Origin of the sequence: Phenylobacterium koreense (assembly GCF_040545335.1) — a bacterium.
Classification (GTDB): domain Bacteria; phylum Pseudomonadota; class Alphaproteobacteria; order Caulobacterales; family Caulobacteraceae; genus Phenylobacterium; species Phenylobacterium koreense.
Genome location: NZ_JBEPLU010000001.1, coordinates 1,637,005 through 1,658,961, shown reverse-complemented (window position 1 = coordinate 1,658,961; position 21,957 = coordinate 1,637,005). Strand labels below are relative to the sequence as shown.

Genomic DNA, 21,957 nt, shown 5'->3' with positions numbered 1-21,957 from the left:
GCCTTAGCTATTTTGGAGTTCGCGTTAAAGTATAATTTTGTAACGCAGCACGCGATGAGACGGCGCGTCGTCATTTATGAGACGCCTGGACAAGCGCGCTGCGCGTAGCCGTGCCAAACAACGCCTTCAGTTGAGTTGGGCGGCGTCCGCCGTCCACGCGGCAAGGCTCTCGGCCCTTACGGCGCAACGTACCGCCGCTGGATCCGACCTCTTAGCAAACTCAACTGAGCGGCGAGCGGGGCCCTTCGTCGGTCGTGCTTTGGGGGAGGGAACGATGGACGCGACAAGCGCAACTTGCGGTAAGGCCGCAGGGACAGATCCGTTTGCGGTCCTGGAGCGTGTCACCGGAGAAGTGAGATCGAGCCTCGCCTCCTTTCTGGTCGCGAGCCTCGTCGTCCTGCAGTTCCTGATCTTCGCGCCGGCGGCGCGCGCGCAGCAGACGCCGTTCCCGAACTGCAGCCCCCAGGTCTATCTCGCCCAGAACTCGCCGACGCAGTTGTTCCGTGTCAGCACGACGACGAACCCCTTCACCTATCCGGCTGTCGGCCCGGCTTCCGGCGTCACCTACAACGCCATCGCCTATCGTCCGGCGGACAACTTCATCTACGGCGTGAACAGGCAGCCGGGCGAGAACATCCAGCTCCTGCGCATCGGCGCGGGCGGCGGCGTCCAGGTCATGGGCGATATCACCGGCGGCAACATCAACGCGCGCCCGGGCGCGCCCAACTCCGGCGAGATCGGGGCCGACGGCTTCTATTACCTCAAGTTCACCGACACCAATCCCGTGATCTATCGGGTCAATATTGCGACCAGGGTCGCGACGGCGATCACCATGTCGCAGGGGCGCGCCTCCGCCGACCTCGCCTGGTACAACGGGCTGCTCTACGCGCACGACAACAACGTTCTTTACACGATCAATCCGTCAAACGGTCAGGTGACGGTGAAGGGCCCGTCGACCCAGACGTTCGGCGGGATGGTCAGCGCTTCGAACGGCATCTTCGGGGTCAACAACACCGGCGGCTTTTTCCAGATCAATCCAGCAAACGGCGCCACCACGCTGATTTCCGGTTCGCCGGTCAGCGGCAACAACGACGCCGCCAAGTGCTTCAGTTCCGCGCTGCAGTTCGGGGCCGACCTGTCGATCACGAAGACCGACAACAAGACCTTCTACCTGCCCGGGACGACTGCGACCTACAGCATCGTCGTGCGCAACAACGGGCCGTTCGGCGTGCAGGGCGCGCTGGTCAACGATCCGCTGCCCACCGGAATCACCGCCGCGACCTGGACCTGCGGCGCGGCCACCGGCGGCGGCGTTTGCGGAACGGCGAGCGGCAGCGGCGCGATCGTCAATCGGTCGGTGAACCTGCCGGCGGGGGCCACGGTCACCTTCACCATGAAGCTGCAGATCCCGGCCGGCCGGACGGGCGTGCTGACCAATACGGCGACCGTCACGCCGCCGGCCACGGCGCTCGACTCCAACATGGCCAACAACACGGCGACCGACTCCGATGCGTTTGTAACGGTCGCCAAGCAGTTGCTCTCCGAGAGCGGATCGATCGATGGCTTCGCCGAGCCCGGCGAGAACCTCACCTATCGGATCACGCTGACCAACCCCACCACGGTGGCGGCGACGGCCTTTGGCGTGACCGACACGCTGGATCCGAACACCAGCTTCGTCAGCGCCACGGTCAACGGCGTGTCGGCTGGAAGCAACGTGACGTGGTCGGGCCTCGGCGTGCCGGCCGGGGGCTCCCTGAACCTCAACGTCGTCGTGGCCGTGAAAAGCCCGCTGCCGGCGGGGCTGACACAGATACGCAATATCGCGAAGGCCACCGGCGGCGTGACGCCGACCTGTCCATCGGCGCAATGCGTCACCACTCCGGTCGCGCCGGAGGTCACCTATAGCAAGAGCACCAATGCGACGAACGCCGAGATCGGCGACGTCATCAGCTACACCCTGTCGGCGCGGGTCATGCATTCGGCGACCCAGGCCGTGGTCACGCTCACCGATACCCTGGGCGCGGGGCTCGACTTCACCGCGGTGACCAGCGCGGGAGCGTTCACCTGCAACGCGGGGAGTCCGCTGACCTGCACCTTGCCGGTCGGGACGGCGCCCGGACTCTATACCCTGACCTATGCCGCGACGGTGAACCCCTCGGCCGCAGGCGCGGTGACCAATGCCGTGGTCGGCACAGGCGCGACCTGCTCGGGGACCTGCAACACCAGCACCACCCTCGTTGCGTCCGACATCATCTACAGCAAGAGCGCGAGCACGGCCGGGCCGGTGTCGCCGGGCGATGTCATCACCTACACCCTGACGACGACGGTCAAGAACGCCAAGACCACCGGGGACACGGTCCTGCTGACCGACACCCTGGGGACGGGCCTGGACTTCACGGCCGTCCTGAGCCCCGGCGCCTATACGGTCGACGACTCCGGCGCTCCGATCGTCCGTTTCACCCTGCCGGCGGGCACGGGACCGGGCGTCTACCCCGTCACCTACACGGCGACGGTCAATGACCAGGCGAGCGGGACGGTGGCCAACGCCGTCGTCGGCTCGGGAACCGACCAGCCCACCTGCACCACCGGCTGCGGTACGACCACCAAGGTCGCAGAGGCCGGCGTCACCTATCAGAAGAGCGTCTCGGCCCCGGCCGCGACGGTGAAGGTCGGCGACGTCCTGACCTATACGCTCACCGCCACGATCATCAACTCGGCGAGCACCGGGGCCCTTACCCTCACCGATACGCTCGGGGACGGGCTCGACTTCACGGCGGTGACCAGCGCGGGGGCCTTCACCTGCAACGCCGCCAGTCCGCTGGTCTGCACCCTGCCGGCGGGCCGAGCGCCCGGCGCCTACAGCCTCACCTACACCGCGACGGTCAACGCTTCGGCGAGCGGCGCGGTCACCAATGCGGTGATCGGCACAGGCCCCGACGAGCCGACCTGCGGCGCAAGCTGCACCACCAGCACTCCGCTCGAAGGTGCCGCGGCCACCTATCACAAGAGCGTTTCGGCCCCGGCCGCCGAGGTCAAGGCGGGCGACGTCCTGACCTACAGCCTGACCGCTACGGTCGCCGGCTCGGCGCTGACCGACGACCTGATCCTCACCGACACCTTGGGCGCCGGGCTCGATTTCACGGCGGTGACCAGCGAAGGAGCCTTCACCTGCGAAGGGGGCGGTCCGCTGGTCTGCACCCTGCCGGCCGGAACCGCGCCGGGGACCTACAGCCTCACCTACACCGCGTCGATCAGCGCCTCGGCCAGCGGCGCGGTGACGAACGCGGTGGTCGGGACGGGCGGGGGCAATCCGACCTGCGACGCCACCTGCAACACCAGCACCACCGTGACAGAGCCGGCGGTCACCTTCACCAAGACGGCGAACACCGCCGGTCCGGTGCAGGCGGGCGACGTCATCACCTACACCGTGACCACGACGGTCAAGAACTCGGTGACCACCGGCGACACGGTGCTGCTCACCGACACCCTGGGCGCGGGCCTGGACTTCACCGCCGTGACCAGCGCCGGCGCCTATACCGTCGATGCTTCGGGCGCGCCGGTGGTCCGCTTCACCTTGCCCGCCGGGACGGGGCCGGGGACCTACCCCGTCACCTACACCGCGACGGTCAACGCCCAGGCCAAGACCTCCGTGACCAACGCCGTGGTCGGTTCGGGGCCGGATGAGCCGACTTGCACGATCTGCGGCACCGAGACGCCGGTCGACGGTCCGGCCGTCACTTACGGGAAAAGCGTCTCGGCCCCCGGCGCCGAGGTCGAGGCTGGGGACGTCCTGACCTATACGCTGACGGCGACGGTCACCAAGGCCCCGACCACGGGGGTCCTGACCCTGACCGATACCCTGGGTCCCGGCCTGGACTTCACGGCGGTGACCAGCGCCGGTCCGTTCACCTGCAACGCGGCCAGCCCGCTGGTCTGCACCCTGCCGGCCGGCACGGCGCCGGGGACTTACAGCCTCACCTACACCGCGACGGTCAATGCGGCGGCCGAAGGCGCTGTCACCAATGCGGTGGTGGGCACCGGGACCGACGGGCCGACCTGCGAGACGACCTGCTCCACCAGCACGACCGTGGTCGAGCCGGACGTCCACTTCGCCAAGACGGCCAGCACGGCCGGGCCGGTGCGGGTGGGCGACGTCATCACCTACACCCTGACCACCACGGTCGCGAACGCCAAGACCACCGGCGACACGGTGCTGCTCACCGATACCCTGGGAACGGGGCTCGACTTCACGGCGGTGACCAGCGCCGGCGCCTATACCGTCGATGCTTCGACTGCGCCGGTGGTTCGCTTCACCCTGCCGGCCGGAACCGGCCCTGGGACCTACGCCGTCGTCTATACCGCAACGGTCAACGATCAGGCGGGGAACGAGGTCAGCAACGCCGTGGTCGGTTCGGGCCCGGACAAGCCGACCTGCACCAACGCGTGCGGTACGACAACGCCGGTCGGGCCGGGCGTCACCTATAAGAAAAGCGTCTCGGCCGCCGCGGTCGAGATCGGCGACGTCGTGACCTACACCCTGACTGCGACAGTCGCCAATTCGCCGACCACCGACGTCGTGGCCCTGACCGACACGCTCGGCGCAGGCCTGGACTTCACGGCGGTGACCAGCGCCGGGGCCTTCACCTGCAACGGCGCCAGCCCGCTGACCTGCACTCTGCCGGCCGGTACGGCGCCGGGCGTCTACAGCATCAGCTACACCGCGACGGTCAACGCCTCGGCCACCGGCAGCGTGACCAATGCGGTGGTCGGATCCGGCGTCGACGGGCCGACCTGCGATGGGACCTGCAACACCACCACCATCCTGGTCGCTCCGGACGTGGTCTTCGCGAAGACCGCGAGCACGGCTGGGCCGGTGAAGGCCAGCGACGTCATCACCTACACCCTGACCACCACGGTCAAGAACGCCAAGACCACCGGCGACACCGTCTTGCTGACCGACACCCTGGGCGCGGGCCTGGACTTCACCGCCGTGACCAGCGCCGGCGCCTATACGGTCGACGCCTCGGGCGCGCCGGTGGTGCGCTTCACTCTGCCGGCCGGAACGGGGCCGGGCGTCTATCCCGTGACCTACACGGCCACGGTCAATGACCAGGCGAGCAAGACGGTGGCCAACGCCGTCGTCGGCTCCGGCACGGATCAGCCAACCTGCACCACGGCCTGCGGCACCGAGACGAAGGTCGCCGAGCCGGTGGTCGGCTACCGGAAGACGGTCTCCGCGCCGGCCTCGGTCGAGGTCGGGGACGTGCTGACCTACACCCTGACCGAAACGGTCGCCGATGCGCCGACCACGAGCGTCGTGACCCTGACCGACACGATGGGCGCGGGCCTCGACTTCGTGGCGGTGACCAGCGCGGGGGCCTTCACCTGCAACGGCGCGAGCCCGCTGGTCTGCACCCTGCCGGCCGGCACGGCGCCGGGCGCCTACAGCCTGACGTACACGGCCAAGGTCAATGCGTCGGCCAACGGCAGCGTCACCAACGCCGTGGTCGGCACGGGCATCGACAAGCCGACCTGCGACGGCGGCTGCAACACGAGCAACATCGTCGCTGCGCCGAGCGTCACCTACAGCAAGAAGGCGGACGTGACTGGGCCGGTGAAGCCCGGCGACGTCATCACCTATACGCTGACGACAACGGTCGCGAACGCCAAGACCACCAGCGACACGGTCCTGCTGACCGATACGCTCGGCGTGGGCCTGGACTTCACCGCTGTGACCAGCGCCGGCGCCTATGGCGTCGACGCCTCGGGCGCGCCGGTGGTGCGCTTCACCCTGCCGGCCGGCGCGGCGCCGGGAACCTATGCGGTCAGCTACACCGCCACGGTCAACGCCCAGGCCAAGGACACCGTCCTTAACGCGGTGGTCGCCTCGGGCCCGGACAAGCCGACCTGCGCAGGGGCCTGCGAAACCAGCAGCATCGTTGCTGCGCCGGACGTGGTCTACGCCAAGACGGCGAGCACGGCCGGGCCGGTGAAGGCGGGCGAGGTCATCGCCTATACGCTGACGGCGACGGTTTCCGACGCCGCCACAACCGACGTGGTGACGCTCACCGACACCCTGGGCGCGGGCCTCGACTTCACGGCGGTGACCAGCGCCGGAGCCTTCACCTGCAACGCGGCCAGTCCGCTGGTCTGCACCCTGCCGGCGGGCGCCGAGCCTGGCGCCTACAGCGTCACCTACACAGCCACGGTGAACGGCCAGGCCTCGGGCACGGTGGACAACGCCGTGGTCGGGACCGGCGTCGACAACCCCCACTGCGTGGAGAACTGCGGCACCAGCACCACCGTGGCTGCGCCGGTGATCCGCCTTTCCAAGACCTCCGACCCGGCTCCGGGCGGGACGGTCAGGATCGGCGATACGATCAACTACGCGCTCGTCGCGACCGTGACCGATGCTGCGACCACCGAGCCGCTGGTGCTGGTCGATACGCCCGATCGGGGGCTGACCATCACCAGCCTGCCGGCCGGCTGCGTCGCCGGCGGCGCGACCGTGACCTGCACCCTGCCTGCCGGCACGCCGGTCGGCGTCCATCGCCTCGCCTACAGCGCGATGATCAACGAGAACGCCGGCGAGACGGTCCGCAACCTCGTCACCGGGACCGGCGGCGGCGGAGCGTCAGCGCCGGAGTGCGTCGACTGCGCCGTCGAACTCACGGTCGACCTGATGCAGATCCGCCTCGTGAAGACCGCGGCGGTGCGCCAGGTGAAGATTGGCGATCTGGTTCGCTACACGCTGTCGGTCGAGAACGTCGGTGAGCGAGACCTGGTCGATGGCGGGGTCATCGACACGCCGCCCGCGGGCTTTACCTATGTCGAGGGCTCGCTGCGGGTGGTCGACGGCGACAATGCCGCGACGATCTCCGGCCAGCGGCCGGTGCGGTTCCAGGGGATCGACGTCCAGGTCGGCAAGACCGCGACGCTCACCTACCTGATGCGTGTCGGCGCCGGCGTCCGCGGAGGCGTCCATACCAACCAGGCTCAGACGGTCTCGGTGGACGAGCGGCCGGTTTCCAACGCCGCGACCGCCCAGGTCGAGCTGGTGGGCGATCCGCTGATCGACGACACGCTGATCTTCGGTACGGTCTTTGACGATCGCGACGGCGATGGCTGGCAGGACAGCGCCGCACTCTCGGGCCTGAAGGTCCAGGGCGGCTTTGCGCCCGAGGCCTATGTCGCGGGATCGACCGCCATCGACCGCGGCGAGGGGATGGGCGGCGATCCGAACGCCTCGCTGCCCAACGGGCTCAAGCTTGGCGATCTCGGCGCGCGGCAGTCCGAGGCCGACGGCGCTGGAAGCCACCGGATCGTCATCCGCCAGAAGCTCAGCAGCCCGACCTTCACCGACGACTTCGTCCTCACCAGCGCTCAGGGCGTGACCGTCCGCATGGACGCCGAAGGACGCACCCGCATCGAGAAAGGCGGGGAGGCGGCCAAGGGCCTGAACCAGGCCGAGCCGCGCGTCGAGCGCAGGATCGCGCAGGCCGAAGGCGGCTACGTGGTCGACTATGTCATCGAGAACGAGGGCGTGGACGAGCGCGGCATTCCTGGGGTGCGGATCGCCTCGGTCGAAGGCCTCATCGTCGAGACCGACCAGTTCGGCCGCTATCACCTGGAAGGCGTTCCGGGCGGGGACGCCCAGCGCGGCCGCAACTTCATCCTGAAGGTCGACCCGGCCACCCTGCCGGCCGGTGCGGTCTTCACCACCGACAACCCGCTCCTACGGCGTACGACGCCTGGCCTGCCGGTCCGCTTCGACTGGGGCGTCAAGCTGCCGGTCGCGCTGATCGAGGGCCGGGCCGAAGAGGTCGAGCTCGATCTCGGCCGGGTCATCTTCGCGCCGGGAAGCGCGGAGGTGGACGACCGCTACCGGCCGGTCATCGACAAGATGGCGGAGACGGTGCGCCAGCATCGCGGCGGCCAGGTCGTCATCGACGCCAATGGCGAGGAGGCGCTGGCCCGGGCGAACGCCGTCAGGACCGCGCTGCTGGCCAAGGTCGAACCGGAGGCCGCGCGCAACCTCACGGTCGTCGCGCGCGCAAAGGCCGACGATCCGGCGTCGATGCTGGTCGGGGTGGACGAGGGCGGCGCCCTGCTCGGCACAGTCCTCTTCGACACCGACAAGTCCGACATCAGGCCGGAGTTCGCGCCGGTCCTCGACAAGGTCGCGGCCTGGATCGTCCAGCAGGACGGGGGCGTCGTCACCATCGTCGGTCACACCGACGTGCGCGCCTCGTTCGACTACAACACCGCTCTCGGCATGCGCCGCGCGCGGGCGGTCTATGACGCCCTCGCCGCCAGAGTTCCTCCGAACATACGAGCAAGGGTCCGCGTCGAGAGCGACCCCACGCCTCCCGCCAATGAGCAGCGTCGGTGAGGGGGCGCGGGACCATGCAAAAGAAACTACTGAAGCTCACCCTCGCCAGCCTGATGGCCAGCACCTCGGTGTCGGCGCTTGCCCAGGAGAGCGGAACTGCGCGGCTCGACTGCTCGCAGGACCAGTGTGCGGACGCGGAGGGCGTCCTCTTCAAGCTGCGCACGCGTAGCTCGTCACGCCAGGTGACCGCCGGAACCGACGCGGGCTCATCGTCAGAGGCCCTGGCGCCCGATCGGCGGGTGACGATCGCCGCGGAACAGGCCGGCCAGGCGACGGCGCTGGGCAAGTTCTCGGTCTCGCTGCCGAACGGCGGGGTGATCTGGGCGACCGAAGACCCCAATCTCGGCCAGCCGGAACTGTCGGTCTCAGCGCCGTCGATGGTCGCCTACGACGGGACGAAGATCACCGAGCCGGTGCAGTTCTTCGTGCGCAACAACTATCCCGGCTTCATCAGCCGGCTCGAAATCACCGTCTATCGCAGCACCGACGCCGACCTGATCGAGCCGCTGGCGACGATCCCGGTCGATGTGGCGGCGGTCGCGCAGGTCACCTGGGACGGCGCGCTTTCGAGCAAATACCGGTTCCGCACTGGCGACGAGCTCACCTATGTGGTGCGCGCCTATGGCGAGAACGGCGCCTTCGACGAGACCTATTCGAAGCCGCTGCAGCTGGTGCGGCCGGAGGATGTGGCGCGCAGCAACCAGCTCCTGCGCAACGATGTCGAACGGACGATGGGGACGGCGCTGACCACCGAGCAGGCGCGGACTCAGAACTTGCTCAACGACGTGTTCAGCGGCAACGGCCTGCGTCAGCAGAACATCGCCATCCACGGTTCGCGCATCCGCATCCAGGGCCGCAATCTGCCGCCGGACCAGCAACTGACGATCAACGGCGAGTCCTATCCCGTCGATCTCGAACGCAAGTTCGTCGCCGAGTATCTCAGCCCGATCGGCCGACACAGCTTCGACATCGCCCTGACGGGCGAGGGTGGCGAGGCGCTCCAGCACCACCGGCTCGATGTGGATGTCACCGGACGCTACTTCTTCGGCGTCGGCATCGCTGACATCACCATCGCGCAGAACGACATCTCAGGTTCGGTCGAGCCCTTTGCGGGCGACTCCCGCTACGAGGACGACATTCTTACCGACGGCCGGCTGGCCTTCTATCTCAAGTCCAAGCTCAAGGGCCGGTATCTGGTCACGGCGCAAGCCGACACCACCGAGCGCGACCTGCGTGACCTGTTCAAGGGCTTCGGAAAGGCCGATCCGCAGGACGTCTTCCGCCGGCTGGATCCGGACCTCTACTATCCGATCTATGGCGACGACTCGACGACCTATCGCGACGTCGACACCATGGGACGGTTCTACCTGCGCGTTGACTGGGACAAGAACCAGGCGCTGTGGGGCAACTACCAGACCGGCCTCACCGGCACGGACTACGCACAATATGTCCGCTCGCTGTACGGGGCTGCGCTGAGCTGGCGCAGCAACGACTCCAACCTGTGGGGCGATCCCGCCTCCGAGCTTCGGGTGTTCGGTTCGCAGGCGCAAAGCGCGCCTGGACACAGCGAGTTCCTCGGCACCGGCGGCAGCCTCTACTACCTGCGGCATACCGATCTGCTGCCGGGGTCCGAAGTGGTCTTCCTGGAGATCCGTGACCGGACCACGGGCCGGGCCGAAAACCGGGTGCAACTCGTCCGCGGCGCCGACTATGAGCTCGACGATCTGCAGGGCCGCATCATCCTGACGCGCCCGCTCGCCCAGATCACCCGCGAGAACGCCCCCTCGATCACGCGCGACGCCCCGCTCGACGGGTTCGAGCAGCGGCTGATCGTCGATTACGAGTGGGTTCCCTCCGGCTTCGACAGCGACGAGGTCACCGCCGGCTTCCGCGGCAAGAAGTGGTTCGGCGACCATGTCGGCGTGGGCGCGACCTATGTGGACGAGAACCGGGCCGGCGAGGACTACACCCTCTATGGCGGCGACCTGACTCTGCAGGCCGGCAAGGGGACGTATCTGAAGGCGGAATATGCGAGGACCGAGTCCCTCGCCACGCCGACCTTCTTCTCCACCAACGGCGGCTTCGACTTCGTACAGCTCGGCGGCGTTGGGCCGCAGGAGGGCGAGGCGAAGTCCCTCGAGGGCCGGATCAACCTGACCGAGCTGGGCTGGACCTCGCTGGACTGGAGCGCGGCGGCCTGGTGGCGCGAAACGGGCGCCGGCTATTCGACCAGCCGCTACAACACCGGCCTGCCGACTTCGGAATATGGCGGCGAGGTGCTGGGCCAGATCACGCCGAGCCTGGGAGTCTATGCGCGCTACAGCGAGGCCGAAAGCGGACCCAATTCACTGATCCAGGCGCAAGGCAGCCTCGACTGGCGGATCGATGACGCCAACAGCCTTGCCGGTGAAATCCGCCGCGTGGCCGAAGACAGCGCCTATGCCGACGGCGCCGGCGTGCTCGGCGCGATCAAGTACACCCGGCGGATCGGCACGGCGCTCGATCTCTACGCCCAGGGCCAGGCGACGCTCGACGACGATCATGGCCGCTATCGCGACAACGACATGGTGCTGGCGGGCGGTCGCTATCTGTTCGGCGACCAGTCGTCGGTCGGGGCCGAGGTCAGCACCGGGGATCGTGGGGACGCTGCGACCTTGAGCGCCGAATACGCCCTGGCGCCGGACCACACACTGTACGGCGCCTACGCCTATTCCACCGACACGGCGGAATACGACACGCTGCTCAACCCCAACCACCGCAATGGCTGGACCCTGGGGCAGCGCTGGCGGCTGTCGAACCAGGTCAATCTGTTCAATGAGAGCGAGTATCTGAAGGAGCCGAGCCAGTCCGGCATGGCGCATACCTATGGCCTGGACTTCTATCCGGCGCTGGGTTGGAACCTGGGCCTTACCTATCAGACCGGCGAACTCAGAAACGAGTTCGGCGGCGTGGTTGATCGCGATGCGGTCAGCGCGAGCCTTGGCCGCATCTCACCCAGCACCGACTGGCAAAGCAAGCTCGAGTGGCGGCGCGACACCGGCGCCGAACATCGCGTCCAGTGGGTGACCACCAACCGCCTCACCCACAAGATCAACGAGAGCTGGCGGGTCGCCGCGCGCTTCAACTATTCGGACACGGAAGACGAGATCAACGCGCTGGCCGGGGCCAAGTTCGTCGAGGGCAATCTCGGCTTCGCCTGGCGGCCCTGGAACGACACGCGCTGGGGCCTCTTCGGCCGCTATACTTACCTCTATGACCTGGCGACCATCGGCCAGGAAGGCGGGGCCGACTACGATCAGAAGTCGCAGATCTTCTCCCTGGAAGGCGTGCACCGCCTCGACCAGCGCTGGGAACTGGCCGCCAAGATCGCCCATCGCGAGGGCGAGGTGCGGATGGGCCGGGGTTCGGGCGATTGGTTCGACTCGGCGACCACCTTCGCGGCCGCCCAGGTGCGTTACGACATCCTGTCCAAGTGGCATGCCCTGGCCGAGTATCGCGTGCTGGACGTCAAGGATGGCGGGGTGAAGCAGGGCTTCCTGGTCGGCGTGGACCGCGACCTCACCAACAATGTCCGGATCGGCGTCGGCTACAATTTCACGGAGTTCTCCGACGACCTGACCAATTTCGACTACGATCACAAAGGGTTCTTCATCAATGCGGTGGGACGGTACTAGCCGCCGTTCCTCCGCCGGCGGCCGACGCCACGAACAGCGAAAAGGACAGGCGCCCTCCTGACGCCATCGCCCTCTCAGGCTTCTCAAGCTATAGAGGGGCAAATCTTGAGTTCGGAGCGTGAGGCCCTTGGCCAACTTTCTGCATATCGGCGATCTTCCTGATGGCCTGTTCGTCGACGCCGAGGCGGTGGCCGTCGATTCCGAGACCATGGGCCTGGGCCTGGGGCGCGACCCGCTCTGTGTGGTCCAGCTCTCCGACGGCAAGGGCGACGCCCATATCGTCCAGCTCAAGCGCCCGGACTACGACGCGCCGAACCTGAAGCGGGTGCTGACCGATCCGAAGGTCCTGAAGATCTTCCACTTCGGCCGCTTTGATATCGCCATGTTCCAGTTGCATCTGGGCGTGATGACCGCACCCGTCTACTGCACCAAGATCGCCTCGAAGCTGGCGCGGACCTATACGGACCGCCACGGCCTGAAGGATGTCAGCCGCGAGCTGCTCGGGGTCGACATGTCCAAAGCGCAGCAGAGCTCCGACTGGGGGGCCGAGAAGCTCAGCGAGGATCAGCTCGCCTATGCTGCGTCCGACGTGCTGCATCTGCACGCCCTGCGCAACAAGCTCGACATGATGCTCGTCCGCGAAGGGCGAGACGGCTTGGCGCGCGCCTGTTTCGACTTCCTTCCCCACCGCGCCCTCCTGGATGTGAGGGGCTGGGAAGAGGTCGACATCTTCGCCCATTCCTGAGGCCGGCTTGACGGCGGCCGTCACACCCGCACGCATAGACGCCCGCGGCGATTTCCAGCGCTGGCGCAGACGCTCGCGCCTCGTCCGGCGGCTGCGGGTGATCCTGCCTGCGCTGATCGGCCTGATCCTGCTCGCCATGCTCGGCTTCGTGCTGCAAACCACCCTCATGGGCCGGGACACCGCCCGGCAGGAGGCGGACGCCCCGATCGAGCTGGTCAATCCGCGCTTCGTGGGCAAGGACGACAAGGGGCGAGCCTTCGTGCTGACGGCCGCCTCCGCCGTGCGCGACGAGAACGACTACCAGCGCGTGCTGCTGGACCGGCCGGCGCTGATCCTCGACGCCGAGGGCGTCAATCCGACCCGGGTGACCGCCAAATCGGGCGTCTACAACGAGGATCGCCGGATGCTGAATCTGGAAGGCGGCGTTAAGATGAGCGGCGGTGACGTGACTTTCGAAACCATCAGTTCGATCTTCAATACGGCGACCGGCGAACTGGAGGGCCAGGGTCAGATCTCCGGCGCCTCACAGCTTGGCGAAATCACCGCGAAGTCCTATGGCGTGTACGACAAGGGCGAGCGTCTCGTATTCAAGGGCGGGGTGCGTGGACGCATCGATTCGAAGTAGAGCTTTACACTCGACCTTTCGCACCGGGCGTCCCAAATGGGCTTCATGAGAATGAGCGGGTTGGACATGACGAAGCTGGCGGCCTTGGCGGCCTTGGCGATGGCCATAGGCGCGGGACCGGCTGCGGCGCAGATCGCCCGGAGCTCGGACGCGCCCGTGGACATCACCGCCGATTCCCTCGAGGTGGTGAACAACGAGTGCATGTCGATCTGGAGCGGATCGGCCGAGGCGCTGCAGGATCGCACGCGGCTGCGCGCCGACGTCCTGAAGACCTTCTCCAAGCGCGGCCCGGCCAAGGCCGGCTCGCAGGGTTCGTCCTGCGGCGCGCTGGAGCGCATGGAAGCGATCGGCAACGTCTTCTACGTGACGCCCCAGCAGAGGGTGCGCGGCGACCACGCCACCTATGACGTCACCACCGAAACCATCGTCATCACCGGCGACGTCGTCGCGGTCTCGGGCCAGAACGTGATCCGCGGCAGCCGGCTGGTGGTCAATGTCTCCACGGGCGACGCCCAGATGGAGGCGGGGTCCAAGGGCGCAGGCAAGGCGCGTCCGCGCGCCGTGATCTATCCGCAGGAGCAATCCGGCCAGCCCTCGGCCCGGAGATAGGGGTTCCCTTGACGGTTGAAGCTGACGAGTCGTTGCCCGGCCTGGCGGGCGAAGGGCTGATTGTCGACAATATCGGCAAGTCCTTCCGCAAGCGCCCGGTCGTGAAGGGCGTCTCGCTGCGCTTGGCGCGTGGCGAGGTCGCTGGGCTGCTCGGCCCCAACGGCGCGGGCAAGACCACCTGCTTCTACATGATCACCGGCCTGATCCCGGTGGACTACGGCTCGATCTTCCTCGACGGCGAGAACATCACCCGCCAGCCGATGTACCAGCGCGCCCGCATGGGCGTCGGCTACCTGCCGCAGGAAACCTCGATCTTCCGGGGCATGACGGTGGAAGAGAACGTCATGGCGGTGGTGGAGCTGCGTGAACGCAGCCAGTCGCGCGCCAAGGCCACGGTGACCGAGCTGCTGCAGGAGCTGCGCATCGAGCACCTGCGCGCCGCGCCGGCGATCTCGCTGTCGGGCGGCGAGCGGCGTCGGGTGGAAATCGCCCGCGCCCTGGCCAGCGAACCGTCCTTCATGCTGCTGGACGAGCCCTTCGCCGGCATCGACCCGCTGGCCATCGCCGACATCCGCGAGGTGATCACCTATCTGAAGGGCCGGGGCATCGGCATCCTGATCACCGACCACAATGTCCGCGAGACCCTGGACATCATCGACCGCGCCTCGATCATCCATGCCGGCGAGGTGCTGTTCGAAGGCACGCCGGACGAGATCGTCGACAATCCCGACGTCCGCCGGGTCTATCTGGGCGAGCATTTCGGACAGGACTAGAGCGCCTCACTCGGCGGCTTTGCCCTGAGCCTCCATGTGGCGGCGCCGCTCGGCCTCGACGACCGCGCGCCAGCGTGCGCGGAGCAGTGATGGGCGCTCCGGATAGCGCTCCTCGAGGAATTCGGCGGAAATCACCCGGTCGGTGCGGAAGTTGCGGAAGTCGGTCCGCAGTTCGCACCAGCCGACCAGCAGCCGGACGGTCTCGTGATAGCCGACGGTGATCGGCCAGATCACCCGTTCGCTCTGGCGGTCCTGCTCGTCGCGATATCGCAGGGCGATCTTGTGGCCGGCGCGGATCGCGGTTCGCACCATCGCCATGTCCAGGCCGTCGGGTTCGGCGGCGCGCCAGGCCGGCACGGCGCGGCCGGCCGGCTCCAGCACGAAGGGACGCAGGCGTTCGGGCACCGAGGCGCCGATCTTGGCGATCAGGTCCTGGGCGGCGCGGGAGAGGGACGGGTCGCCGCGGGTCATCACCCACTGGGCGCCGAGCACCGCGGCCTCGATCTCGTCGGGGGTCAGCATCAGCGGCGGAAGGTCGAAGCCCTGGTCAAGGATGTAGCCCATGCCGGCCTCGCCGCGGATCGGCACGCGCTGACCGATCAGGGTGGCGATGTCGCGATAGATCGTGCGCTTGGAGGTCTCCAGCTCCTCGGCGATCCGGTCGGCGGTCACCGGCGCCCGCGCCCGGCGCATGATCTGGATGATCTGGAACAGGCGGTCGGCGCGTCGCATGGAGATCCGCTTCATGGGGGTCAGCATCGGCCGGCGATGCTGACAGCATGGTGGCAGTAGGCGGGATCTAAGCCAACCGGGTTCTTTCAACCCGGGAGAGTCCCCCATGATCACGCTTTATGGTTTCGGCGAGAGCTTCGGGCTTCCGGAGGCATGCCCGCAGGTGATCAAGGCCGAGGCGCAGCTTCGGATGGCGGGTCTGGCCTATGTGAAGGCCCTTTCCGTCCCGATGCCCGGCCGGCGGCTTCCCTGGATCGAGGACGACGGGCGCTCGGTCGCAGGCAGCCATTTCATACGCCTGCACCTGGAGAGGAAATACGGGATCGACTTCGATTCCGGTCTCGGCGCCGTCGAGCGCGCCCAGGCCTGGGCCATCGAGCGGATGATCGAAAATCAGTCGGGCCGCGGTTCGGAAGCCGAGATCCTGGCCCAGGGCGTGCGCTCCCTGTCGGCCCTCGCGGCGCTGCTGGGAGACAGGCCCTTCCTGATGGGCCTGCGGCCGACCGCCGTCGATGCGGCCGCGCTCGGACTGCTGGCGGGGCTGACGAGGCCGGGTTGCGAAGCGCTGCTTCGAAGGGCGCTCACCTTCGGCAGGCTCACGGCCTATGTGGATCGCATGATGGCGGGGGTCTATCCGGAGTTCGCCTGGACGCCGCTCGACTTTCCGGACGTCGCCGTCGCAGCCTGAGCCAAGCTTGGCCGTGCGGTTAACGATTCAGTTGGGACGACCGCGCTAACCTCGCCAGCAAGAAACAGGCCAGGAGGCGAGTGTGGCGCTCGGCGCGCGGCTAGAGATTCGGCAGGGTCAGGGGCTGGTCATCACGCCCCAACTGCAGCAGGCCATCAAGCTGCTGCAGCTCTCGAACCTTGAGCTCGAGGCCTATGTCGAGGGCGAACTGGAGCGCAACCCGCTGCTGCAGCGCGACGAGCGTGATTCGGAGCCCGAGCGCGAGGAGCCGATTCACGAGGCCGAGACCTACGCCGCCGACCAGGTCTCCGACCATGCGGCCGCCGCCGATATGGACGTCTCCCACGACCAGGCCTCCCCCGGCGAGCGCGCGACCGGCGATGTGGAAGGGGCGGCCAACGCCGGAGGGGCGATCGACTGGTCCCGCGCCGGCAAGGGCGGCGGCTTCGAGGACACCGACGACTTCGAGGGTCGGCTGACCCGCGAAAAGACACTGGCCGAACACCTGCACGACCAGCTCGCCGTGGCCAGCCTGCCGGCCGCCAAGGGGGCCATCGCCGCCGTGCTGATCGACGGCGTGGACGATGGCGGCTATCTCCGCTGCGATCTCGCCGAGACCGCCGATCGGCTGGGCTGCGGACTTGCCGCCGTGGAAGAGGTGCTCGACGTGCTGCAGGGCTTCGAGCCCACCGGCGTCTTCGCCCGCGACGTGCGCGAATGCCTGATGCTGCAGCTCAAGGAGCTGGACCGCTGCGATCCGGCCATGGTCGCCATGCTCGACAACCTGGACCTGCTGGCCCGCCGCGACATGGCCGGCCTGCGGCGCGTCTGCGGCGTGGACGACGACGACCTGCGTGACATGATCGCCGAGATTCGCGCCCTGACACCGCGGCCGGGCGCGGCCTTCGGCGGCGAGCCGAGCCAGCCGGTGTCGCCCGACGTCTTCGTGCGCGAGGGGGCGGGCGGGCTCTGGCACGTTGAGCTCAACACCGACACTCTGCCGCGGCTGCTGGTGGACCAGCGCTATCATGCGCGAGTGTCCGGCGGCGCGCGCACAGACCAGGAAAAGACCTTCGTCGCCGACTGCATGGCCAGCGCCAACTGGCTGGTGAAGAGCCTCGACCAGCGGGCCAAGACCATCTTGAAGGTCGCCAGCGAGATCGTCCGCCAGCAGGACGGCTTCCTCGCTTATGGGGTCGAGCACTTGCGGCCGCTGAACCTGAAGACCGTCGCCGACGCGATCGGCATGCACGAATCGACCGTCAGCCGAGTGACTTCGAACAAGTACATCGCCACGCCGCGCGGGATGTTCGAGCTGAAGTTCTTCTTCACCTCGTCGATCGCCTCGACCTCCGGCGGCGAGGCCCATTCCGCAGAGAGCGTGCGCCACAAGATCAAGCAGCTCATCGACAGCGAGCAGACCCAGGCCCAGGTCCACTCCGACGACCGCATCGTCGAGATCCTCAAGGACACCGGGATCGACATCGCCCGGCGCACCGTCGCCAAGTACCGCGAAGCCATGCGCATCCCGTCGTCGGTCGAACGCCGGCGGATGCTGAAGGAACTGGCCTAGGCGCTTTCCTCGGCCGCTAGACTCCGGTGGAGCCGTGCCCGTTGGCGCCGCGGACGGTATCGTCCAGCTCTTCCACCTCCACCAGGCTCCATTGCGGGGCCGCTGCGATGATCCCCTGGGCGATGCGGTCGCCGCGGCGGACGTGGAAGGCCTCCGCGCCCAGGTTGATCAGGCAGACCAGGATCTCGCCGCGATAGTCGCAGTCGACGGTGCCGGGCGCGTTGACGATGGAGACGCCGTTCTTGGCGGCGAGGCCCGAGCGCGGGCGGATCTGCATTTCGTAGCCGGCCGGCAGGGCGACGGCGAAGCCGGTGGGGATCAGGGCGCGGGCCGTTGGTTCGATGGTCACGGTCTCGCCCTCCGGCACGGCGGCGCGGAAGTCGAAGCCGGCGGCGCCTGCGGTGGCGTAGGCGGGCAGGGGCAGGTCGGAATTGCCTTCCCAGCGTTTGAACTGCGCGGTCAAGCGGGGCTGGGTCATGACGGGTCCTTGCTGCGGGGAGGTGCTGACCGCCAGATGCCAGAGCCCGGCGTCCGCCTCAAGCTGCGGCGAAGGACGGAGGGGCGACGAAGCCGCCGACGTTCTCGTCGATGGCCTGGGCGATGGCCAGGGTGCGGGAGTCGGCGCCGTGCGGGCCGATGATCTGCGCGCCGACCGGCAGGCCAGAGGCGGTCAGGCCCGCAGGTATGGTGGTGACCGGCAGATGGCAGGCGGTCGCCAGGGCGATCCAGTCCAGCATGGAGGCGTAGCGGACCTGGGCGCCGGTCGTGAGGGTCAGCTTCCGATCCGTGAACGGCCGGTGGTCATGCGGGAAGGCTGCAACGGGGGTGGCCGGCGCGATGATGGCGTTGAGCGCGCCGAACGCGCCTTCGATGGTGCGCTTGAGGCGGGCGCGGATCTCGTCCGCGGCGATCCATTCCGCGTGGCTGGCGGTATAGGCGCGCACCGTGCGGGCCCAGGATCCGGGGGCCGCGCCGAACTTCATCGCCAGGCCGGCGGGGCCGCGCATCCGGCGCATTCCGGCCTGGACCGAGGAGGGCATGTCGGTGGCGATCACCGAGCTCAGCAGCACCTGATAGGCGGCCATGAGCTGGTCCAGCGGGACAGGGGCGGAGATCGGCTGGATCTCCACGCCCGCTGCGGCGAGGCGTTCGCCCAGATTCTCGATCACCTTGCGGACCTCGGGGTCGAGGGGCGGGCCGTCCAGCCACAGCCCGATCTTCAGCCGGGCCGGATCGGCGACCTCGGCCTTGGCGGGCACACCTTCCGTCAGGATCGACATCAGCAGGCGAAGGTCCCGCGCCGAGCGCGCCATCGGCCCGATCACGTTCAGATCGCGCTCGGCGTGCGACCCCGGCGAGGGCGGCACATGGCCCGCCTGGCGCACCAGGCCCCAGGTCGGCTTGTGCGAGAAGACGCCGCAGAAGCTGGCCGGCGCGCGCAGCGAGCCGCCGATGTCGGAACCGATCTCCAGCGGGGTCACGCCGACGGCCAGGGCCGCGGCGGCGCCGCCGGAAGAGCCGCCAGGGGTGCGCGAGGTGTCCCAGGGATTGTTGCTGGTCCCGTAGAGCCCGTTGAAGCTCTGCCAGTCGGCGGCCATGACCGGAACGTTGGTCTTGCCCCAGATCACCGCGCCGGCCTGACGCGCCAGGGCGACGGCGCCGGCGTCCTCGGCCTTGCGGCGGCGGAGGGCCTCGACGCCGGAGGAGGCCGGCATGCCCGCCACGTCGAGCGTGTCCTTGATGGTCATGGGCAGGCCGGTGAGCGGCCCGCCCGCGCCCTTGGCCCGCAGGTCGTCGGCGGCCTTGGCGGCGTCCAGCGCCCGGCCGAGATCCGCGGCGACCACGATGTTCAGCCGCTGGTGGGTCTGTTCGTGTCGGGCCAGGGCGAGCTTGAGCAGCTCGACCGCGGAAATCTCCTTCGTCCGGAGGGCCGCGAGTTGGTCGGTGGCGTCCCGGGCGAGGAGATCGGAGGTCATTTCAGCCCCAGCACGTCCTGCATGTCGTATTCGCCCGGCGGCTGCGTGGCGGCCCAGCGGGCGGCCTCCACCGCGCCGCGGGCAAAGAGACCGCGGTCGCGGGCCGAGTGGCTGAGGGTCAGGATCTCGTCGTCGGCCACGAAGCTCACCGAGTGCTCGCCGATGATGTCGCCGCCGCGTAGGACGGAGAAGCCGATCTCGCCGGCCGGACGCGGGCCGGTGACGCCGTCGCGGACGCGCTGGGCGACATCGGCGAGCTTGACGCCCCGGCCGGCGGCGGCGGCCTCGCCGAGCATCAGGGCGGTGCCGGAGGGGGCGTCGACCTTGCGGCGATGGTGCGCCTCGAACACTTCGATGTCGTAGGCCTCGGGGCGCAGGGCCCGGGCGGCCTGGGCGACCAGGCCCATCAGCATGTTGACGCCCAGCGAGAAGTTGCCGGCGCGGACGATGGCCACCTTCTTCGCTGCCTCGCCGATCGCGGCGATGTCTTCGTCCGAGAGACCGGTGGAGCCGATCACCAGGGCCGGGCCGCCGCGCGCGGCGGCGGCCTTGGCCAGGGCGACGGAAGCCGCCGGAGTGGTGAAGTCGATGACCACCTGCGCGGCCGCAAGCGCCGCTTCCAGCGAGACCAGTCCTTCGCCCTCGGCGCCCGGACGGTCGAAGCGGGCGGCGAGGCGCACGTCCTGGCGGCCGGAAACCGCCTTGGTGACGGCCTGTCCCATGCGGCCAAGCGCGCCGGCGACGGCGATATCGATGGGGGCGGTCAGGGGAAACTCTCCGGGGACGCGAAAAAACTCGCGGCCTAGTCTCGCGTCCCCGGAGCCGTGGTCAAGCCGCCGCGCGATAGAGGTCGAACTCTTCCTTCATTGCGCGGGCGAGCGCGGGGCGAGCGGCGAGCCGGTCGCGATAGGCGGCGAGCGCCGGCCATTGGTCGAGGTCGAGGCCGACGAAGGGGCTCCAGTTGAGGACGGCGGCCAGATAGGCGTCCGCGACGCTGAACCGGTCCAGCAGGTAGTCCCGGCCGGTCAGGTGCTCGTTCAGATAGGCCAGCCGGCTCGGCGCGACCTCGCGGGCGAAGGCCTTGGCGCCGTCGTTGGCGGCGGACGAGAGCAGTGGATTGTAGATCAGCTTGTGCAGTTCGGTTCCGACGAAGCTCAGCCACTGCTGAAGGCGGTAGCGCTCCAGCGATCCGGCCGCCGGCGCGAGGCCAGCCTTGGGGAAGGCGTCGGCCAGGTACTGCAGCACGGCGGCGTTCTCGGTCAGCACTTCGCCTGCGTCGGTGCGGATGGCCGGGACGAGGCCCTTGGGATTGACGGCGCGATAATCTTCGCCGGTCTCGGTGGTCTGGGACCTGGTGTCCACGCGGTGCAGGCCGACCTTGTCCTCGGCGCCGGCCTCGTAGACCGTGATCCGGGTGGCCAGGGAGCAGGCGAGCGGGGAGAAATAAACGTCCATGGGGGAAGCTCCGTCGTTGATTTTCATACCGTCCGATACGAAATAATCGGCCGTCAAGGATTTCTTGCGAAATGGTACAAAAAGAAACGGCGCCCGTGAGGCGAGGGCGGCCCAGGAGCTTCGAGCCTGACGCGGCGCTGCTGAAGGCGCGCGACACCTTCTGGCGCAAGGGCTATGCGGCGACCTCGCTGGACGACCTGTCGGCGGCGACGGGCCTGAACCGGCCCAGCCTCTACGGGGCGTTCGGGGACAAGCGGGCGCTGTATCTCGCGGCGCTGCAGCGCAATCGGCAGGACATGATCGTCAGCCTGACGAACGGCCTGGCCGCGACAGGAAGCCTGCGCGAACGCCTGCTGTTCGTCTTCTCAAGGGCCAGCGAACTCTATCGGGCCGGCGACGAGGGGCAGAGGGGCTGCTTCCTGATCGGCACGGCGGTGACGGAATCGGTCGCGGACCCCGCGGTTCGGCAGGTTTTGGCCTCGGCCTTCCAGGAAATGGACGATTGCTTCGCCGCGGCCTTCGCGAAGGCTAGGGATGAGCTTCCGGCAGGGGCCGATCCCGCGGGCCTGGCCAAGCTCGCCACCGGCCTGCTCCACACCATGGCGGTGCGCGCCCGGGCAGGGGCCGACGAGCCGACCCTGCGCGCGATCTACGAGGCCGGCCTGACGCTCATCTGCGGGCCCGCGGCGCCCTAATCGGCGCGTCCGGAAGCAAC

Annotated in this window: 14 protein-coding genes; 9 read left to right on the top strand and 5 right to left on the bottom strand. The window is 68.4% G+C overall.

The genetic code is table 11. The annotated features are described in order from the left end of the window. Positions 1 to 352 precede the first annotated feature (352 nt). The 6 genes from ABID41_RS08235 to lptB all read left to right on the top strand — a co-directional run bounded on the left by ABID41_RS08235 (position 353) and on the right by lptB (position 14,818). Positions 353 to 8,392 carry an isopeptide-forming domain-containing fimbrial protein gene (locus ABID41_RS08235; RefSeq protein WP_331929230.1) on the top strand — a complete coding sequence of 2,680 codons (8,040 nt, stop codon included), beginning with the start codon at positions 353 to 355 and terminating at the stop codon, positions 8,390 to 8,392. Between the two features lie 14 nt (positions 8,393 to 8,406). Then, positions 8,407 to 12,066 (top strand): hypothetical protein, encoded by a 3,660-nt coding sequence (locus ABID41_RS08230; RefSeq protein ID WP_331929232.1) that lies wholly within the window; start codon positions 8,407 to 8,409, stop codon positions 12,064 to 12,066. A 127-nt stretch (positions 12,067 to 12,193) separates the two neighbouring features. Beyond that, positions 12,194 to 12,811 carry a ribonuclease D gene (locus ABID41_RS08225; RefSeq protein WP_331929234.1) on the top strand — a complete coding sequence of 206 codons (618 nt, stop codon included), beginning with the start codon at positions 12,194 to 12,196 and terminating at the stop codon, positions 12,809 to 12,811. A 7-nt stretch (positions 12,812 to 12,818) separates the two neighbouring features. Next, positions 12,819 to 13,436 (top strand): LPS export ABC transporter periplasmic protein LptC, encoded by a 618-nt coding sequence (lptC, locus tag ABID41_RS08220; protein ID WP_331929236.1) that lies wholly within the window; start codon positions 12,819 to 12,821, stop codon positions 13,434 to 13,436. Positions 13,437 to 13,502: 66 nt separating this feature from the next. Further along, positions 13,503 to 14,045, top strand: coding sequence for an LptA/OstA family protein (locus ABID41_RS08215; protein WP_331929238.1), 543 nt, complete (start codon positions 13,503 to 13,505; stop codon positions 14,043 to 14,045). 32 nt (positions 14,046 to 14,077) lie between these two features. After that, on the top strand, positions 14,078 to 14,818 hold the full coding sequence (gene lptB, locus ABID41_RS08210) for an LPS export ABC transporter ATP-binding protein (protein WP_331929252.1): 741 nt from the start codon (positions 14,078 to 14,080) through the stop codon (positions 14,816 to 14,818). Between the two features lie 6 nt (positions 14,819 to 14,824). Here lptB and ABID41_RS08205 read toward each other — a convergent pair whose 3' ends face one another. Further along, the gene (locus ABID41_RS08205) at positions 14,825 to 15,550 is read right to left on the bottom strand and encodes a helix-turn-helix transcriptional regulator (RefSeq protein ID WP_331929240.1); all 726 of its coding nucleotides are present in this window, start codon (positions 15,548 to 15,550) and stop codon (positions 14,825 to 14,827) included. A 106-nt stretch (positions 15,551 to 15,656) separates the two neighbouring features. On the opposite strand from ABID41_RS08205, the gene ABID41_RS08200 reads away from it, so the two are divergent. Together ABID41_RS08200 and rpoN are read left to right on the top strand one after the other, a co-directional pair. After that, entirely contained in the window at positions 15,657 to 16,238 is a 582-nt protein-coding gene (locus ABID41_RS08200) for a glutathione S-transferase family protein (protein WP_331929242.1), read from the top strand. Positions 16,239 to 16,320: 82 nt separating this feature from the next. After that, positions 16,321 to 17,811: an RNA polymerase factor sigma-54 gene (rpoN, locus tag ABID41_RS08195; protein WP_331929244.1), complete on the top strand. Its 1,491-nt coding sequence runs from the start codon at positions 16,321 to 16,323 to the stop codon at positions 17,809 to 17,811. Between the two features lie 16 nt (positions 17,812 to 17,827). Here the strand turns inward: rpoN and dut are convergent, their stop codons facing one another. The 4 genes from dut to ABID41_RS08175 form a co-directional block, all read right to left on the bottom strand. Next, on the bottom strand, positions 17,828 to 18,289 hold the full coding sequence (gene dut, locus ABID41_RS08190) for a dUTP diphosphatase (protein WP_331929246.1): 462 nt from the start codon (positions 18,287 to 18,289) through the stop codon (positions 17,828 to 17,830). A 58-nt stretch (positions 18,290 to 18,347) separates the two neighbouring features. Then, positions 18,348 to 19,787, bottom strand: coding sequence for an amidase family protein (locus ABID41_RS08185; RefSeq protein WP_354297407.1), 1,440 nt, complete (start codon positions 19,785 to 19,787; stop codon positions 18,348 to 18,350). Further along, on the bottom strand, positions 19,784 to 20,554 hold the full coding sequence (gene dapB / locus ABID41_RS08180; RefSeq protein WP_331927668.1) for a 4-hydroxy-tetrahydrodipicolinate reductase: 771 nt from the start codon (positions 20,552 to 20,554) through the stop codon (positions 19,784 to 19,786). Before dapB ends, ABID41_RS08185 begins: the two co-directional genes overlap by 4 nt. Positions 20,555 to 20,615: 61 nt before the next feature. Beyond that, positions 20,616 to 21,242, bottom strand: coding sequence for a glutathione binding-like protein (locus ABID41_RS08175; protein ID WP_331927658.1), 627 nt, complete (start codon positions 21,240 to 21,242; stop codon positions 20,616 to 20,618). 71 nt (positions 21,243 to 21,313) lie between these two features. Between ABID41_RS08175 and ABID41_RS08170 the strand changes: the two genes are divergently transcribed. Continuing rightward, positions 21,314 to 21,937 (top strand): TetR/AcrR family transcriptional regulator, encoded by a 624-nt coding sequence (locus ABID41_RS08170; RefSeq protein ID WP_331927660.1) that lies wholly within the window; start codon positions 21,314 to 21,316, stop codon positions 21,935 to 21,937. Positions 21,938 to 21,957 lie beyond the last annotated feature (20 nt).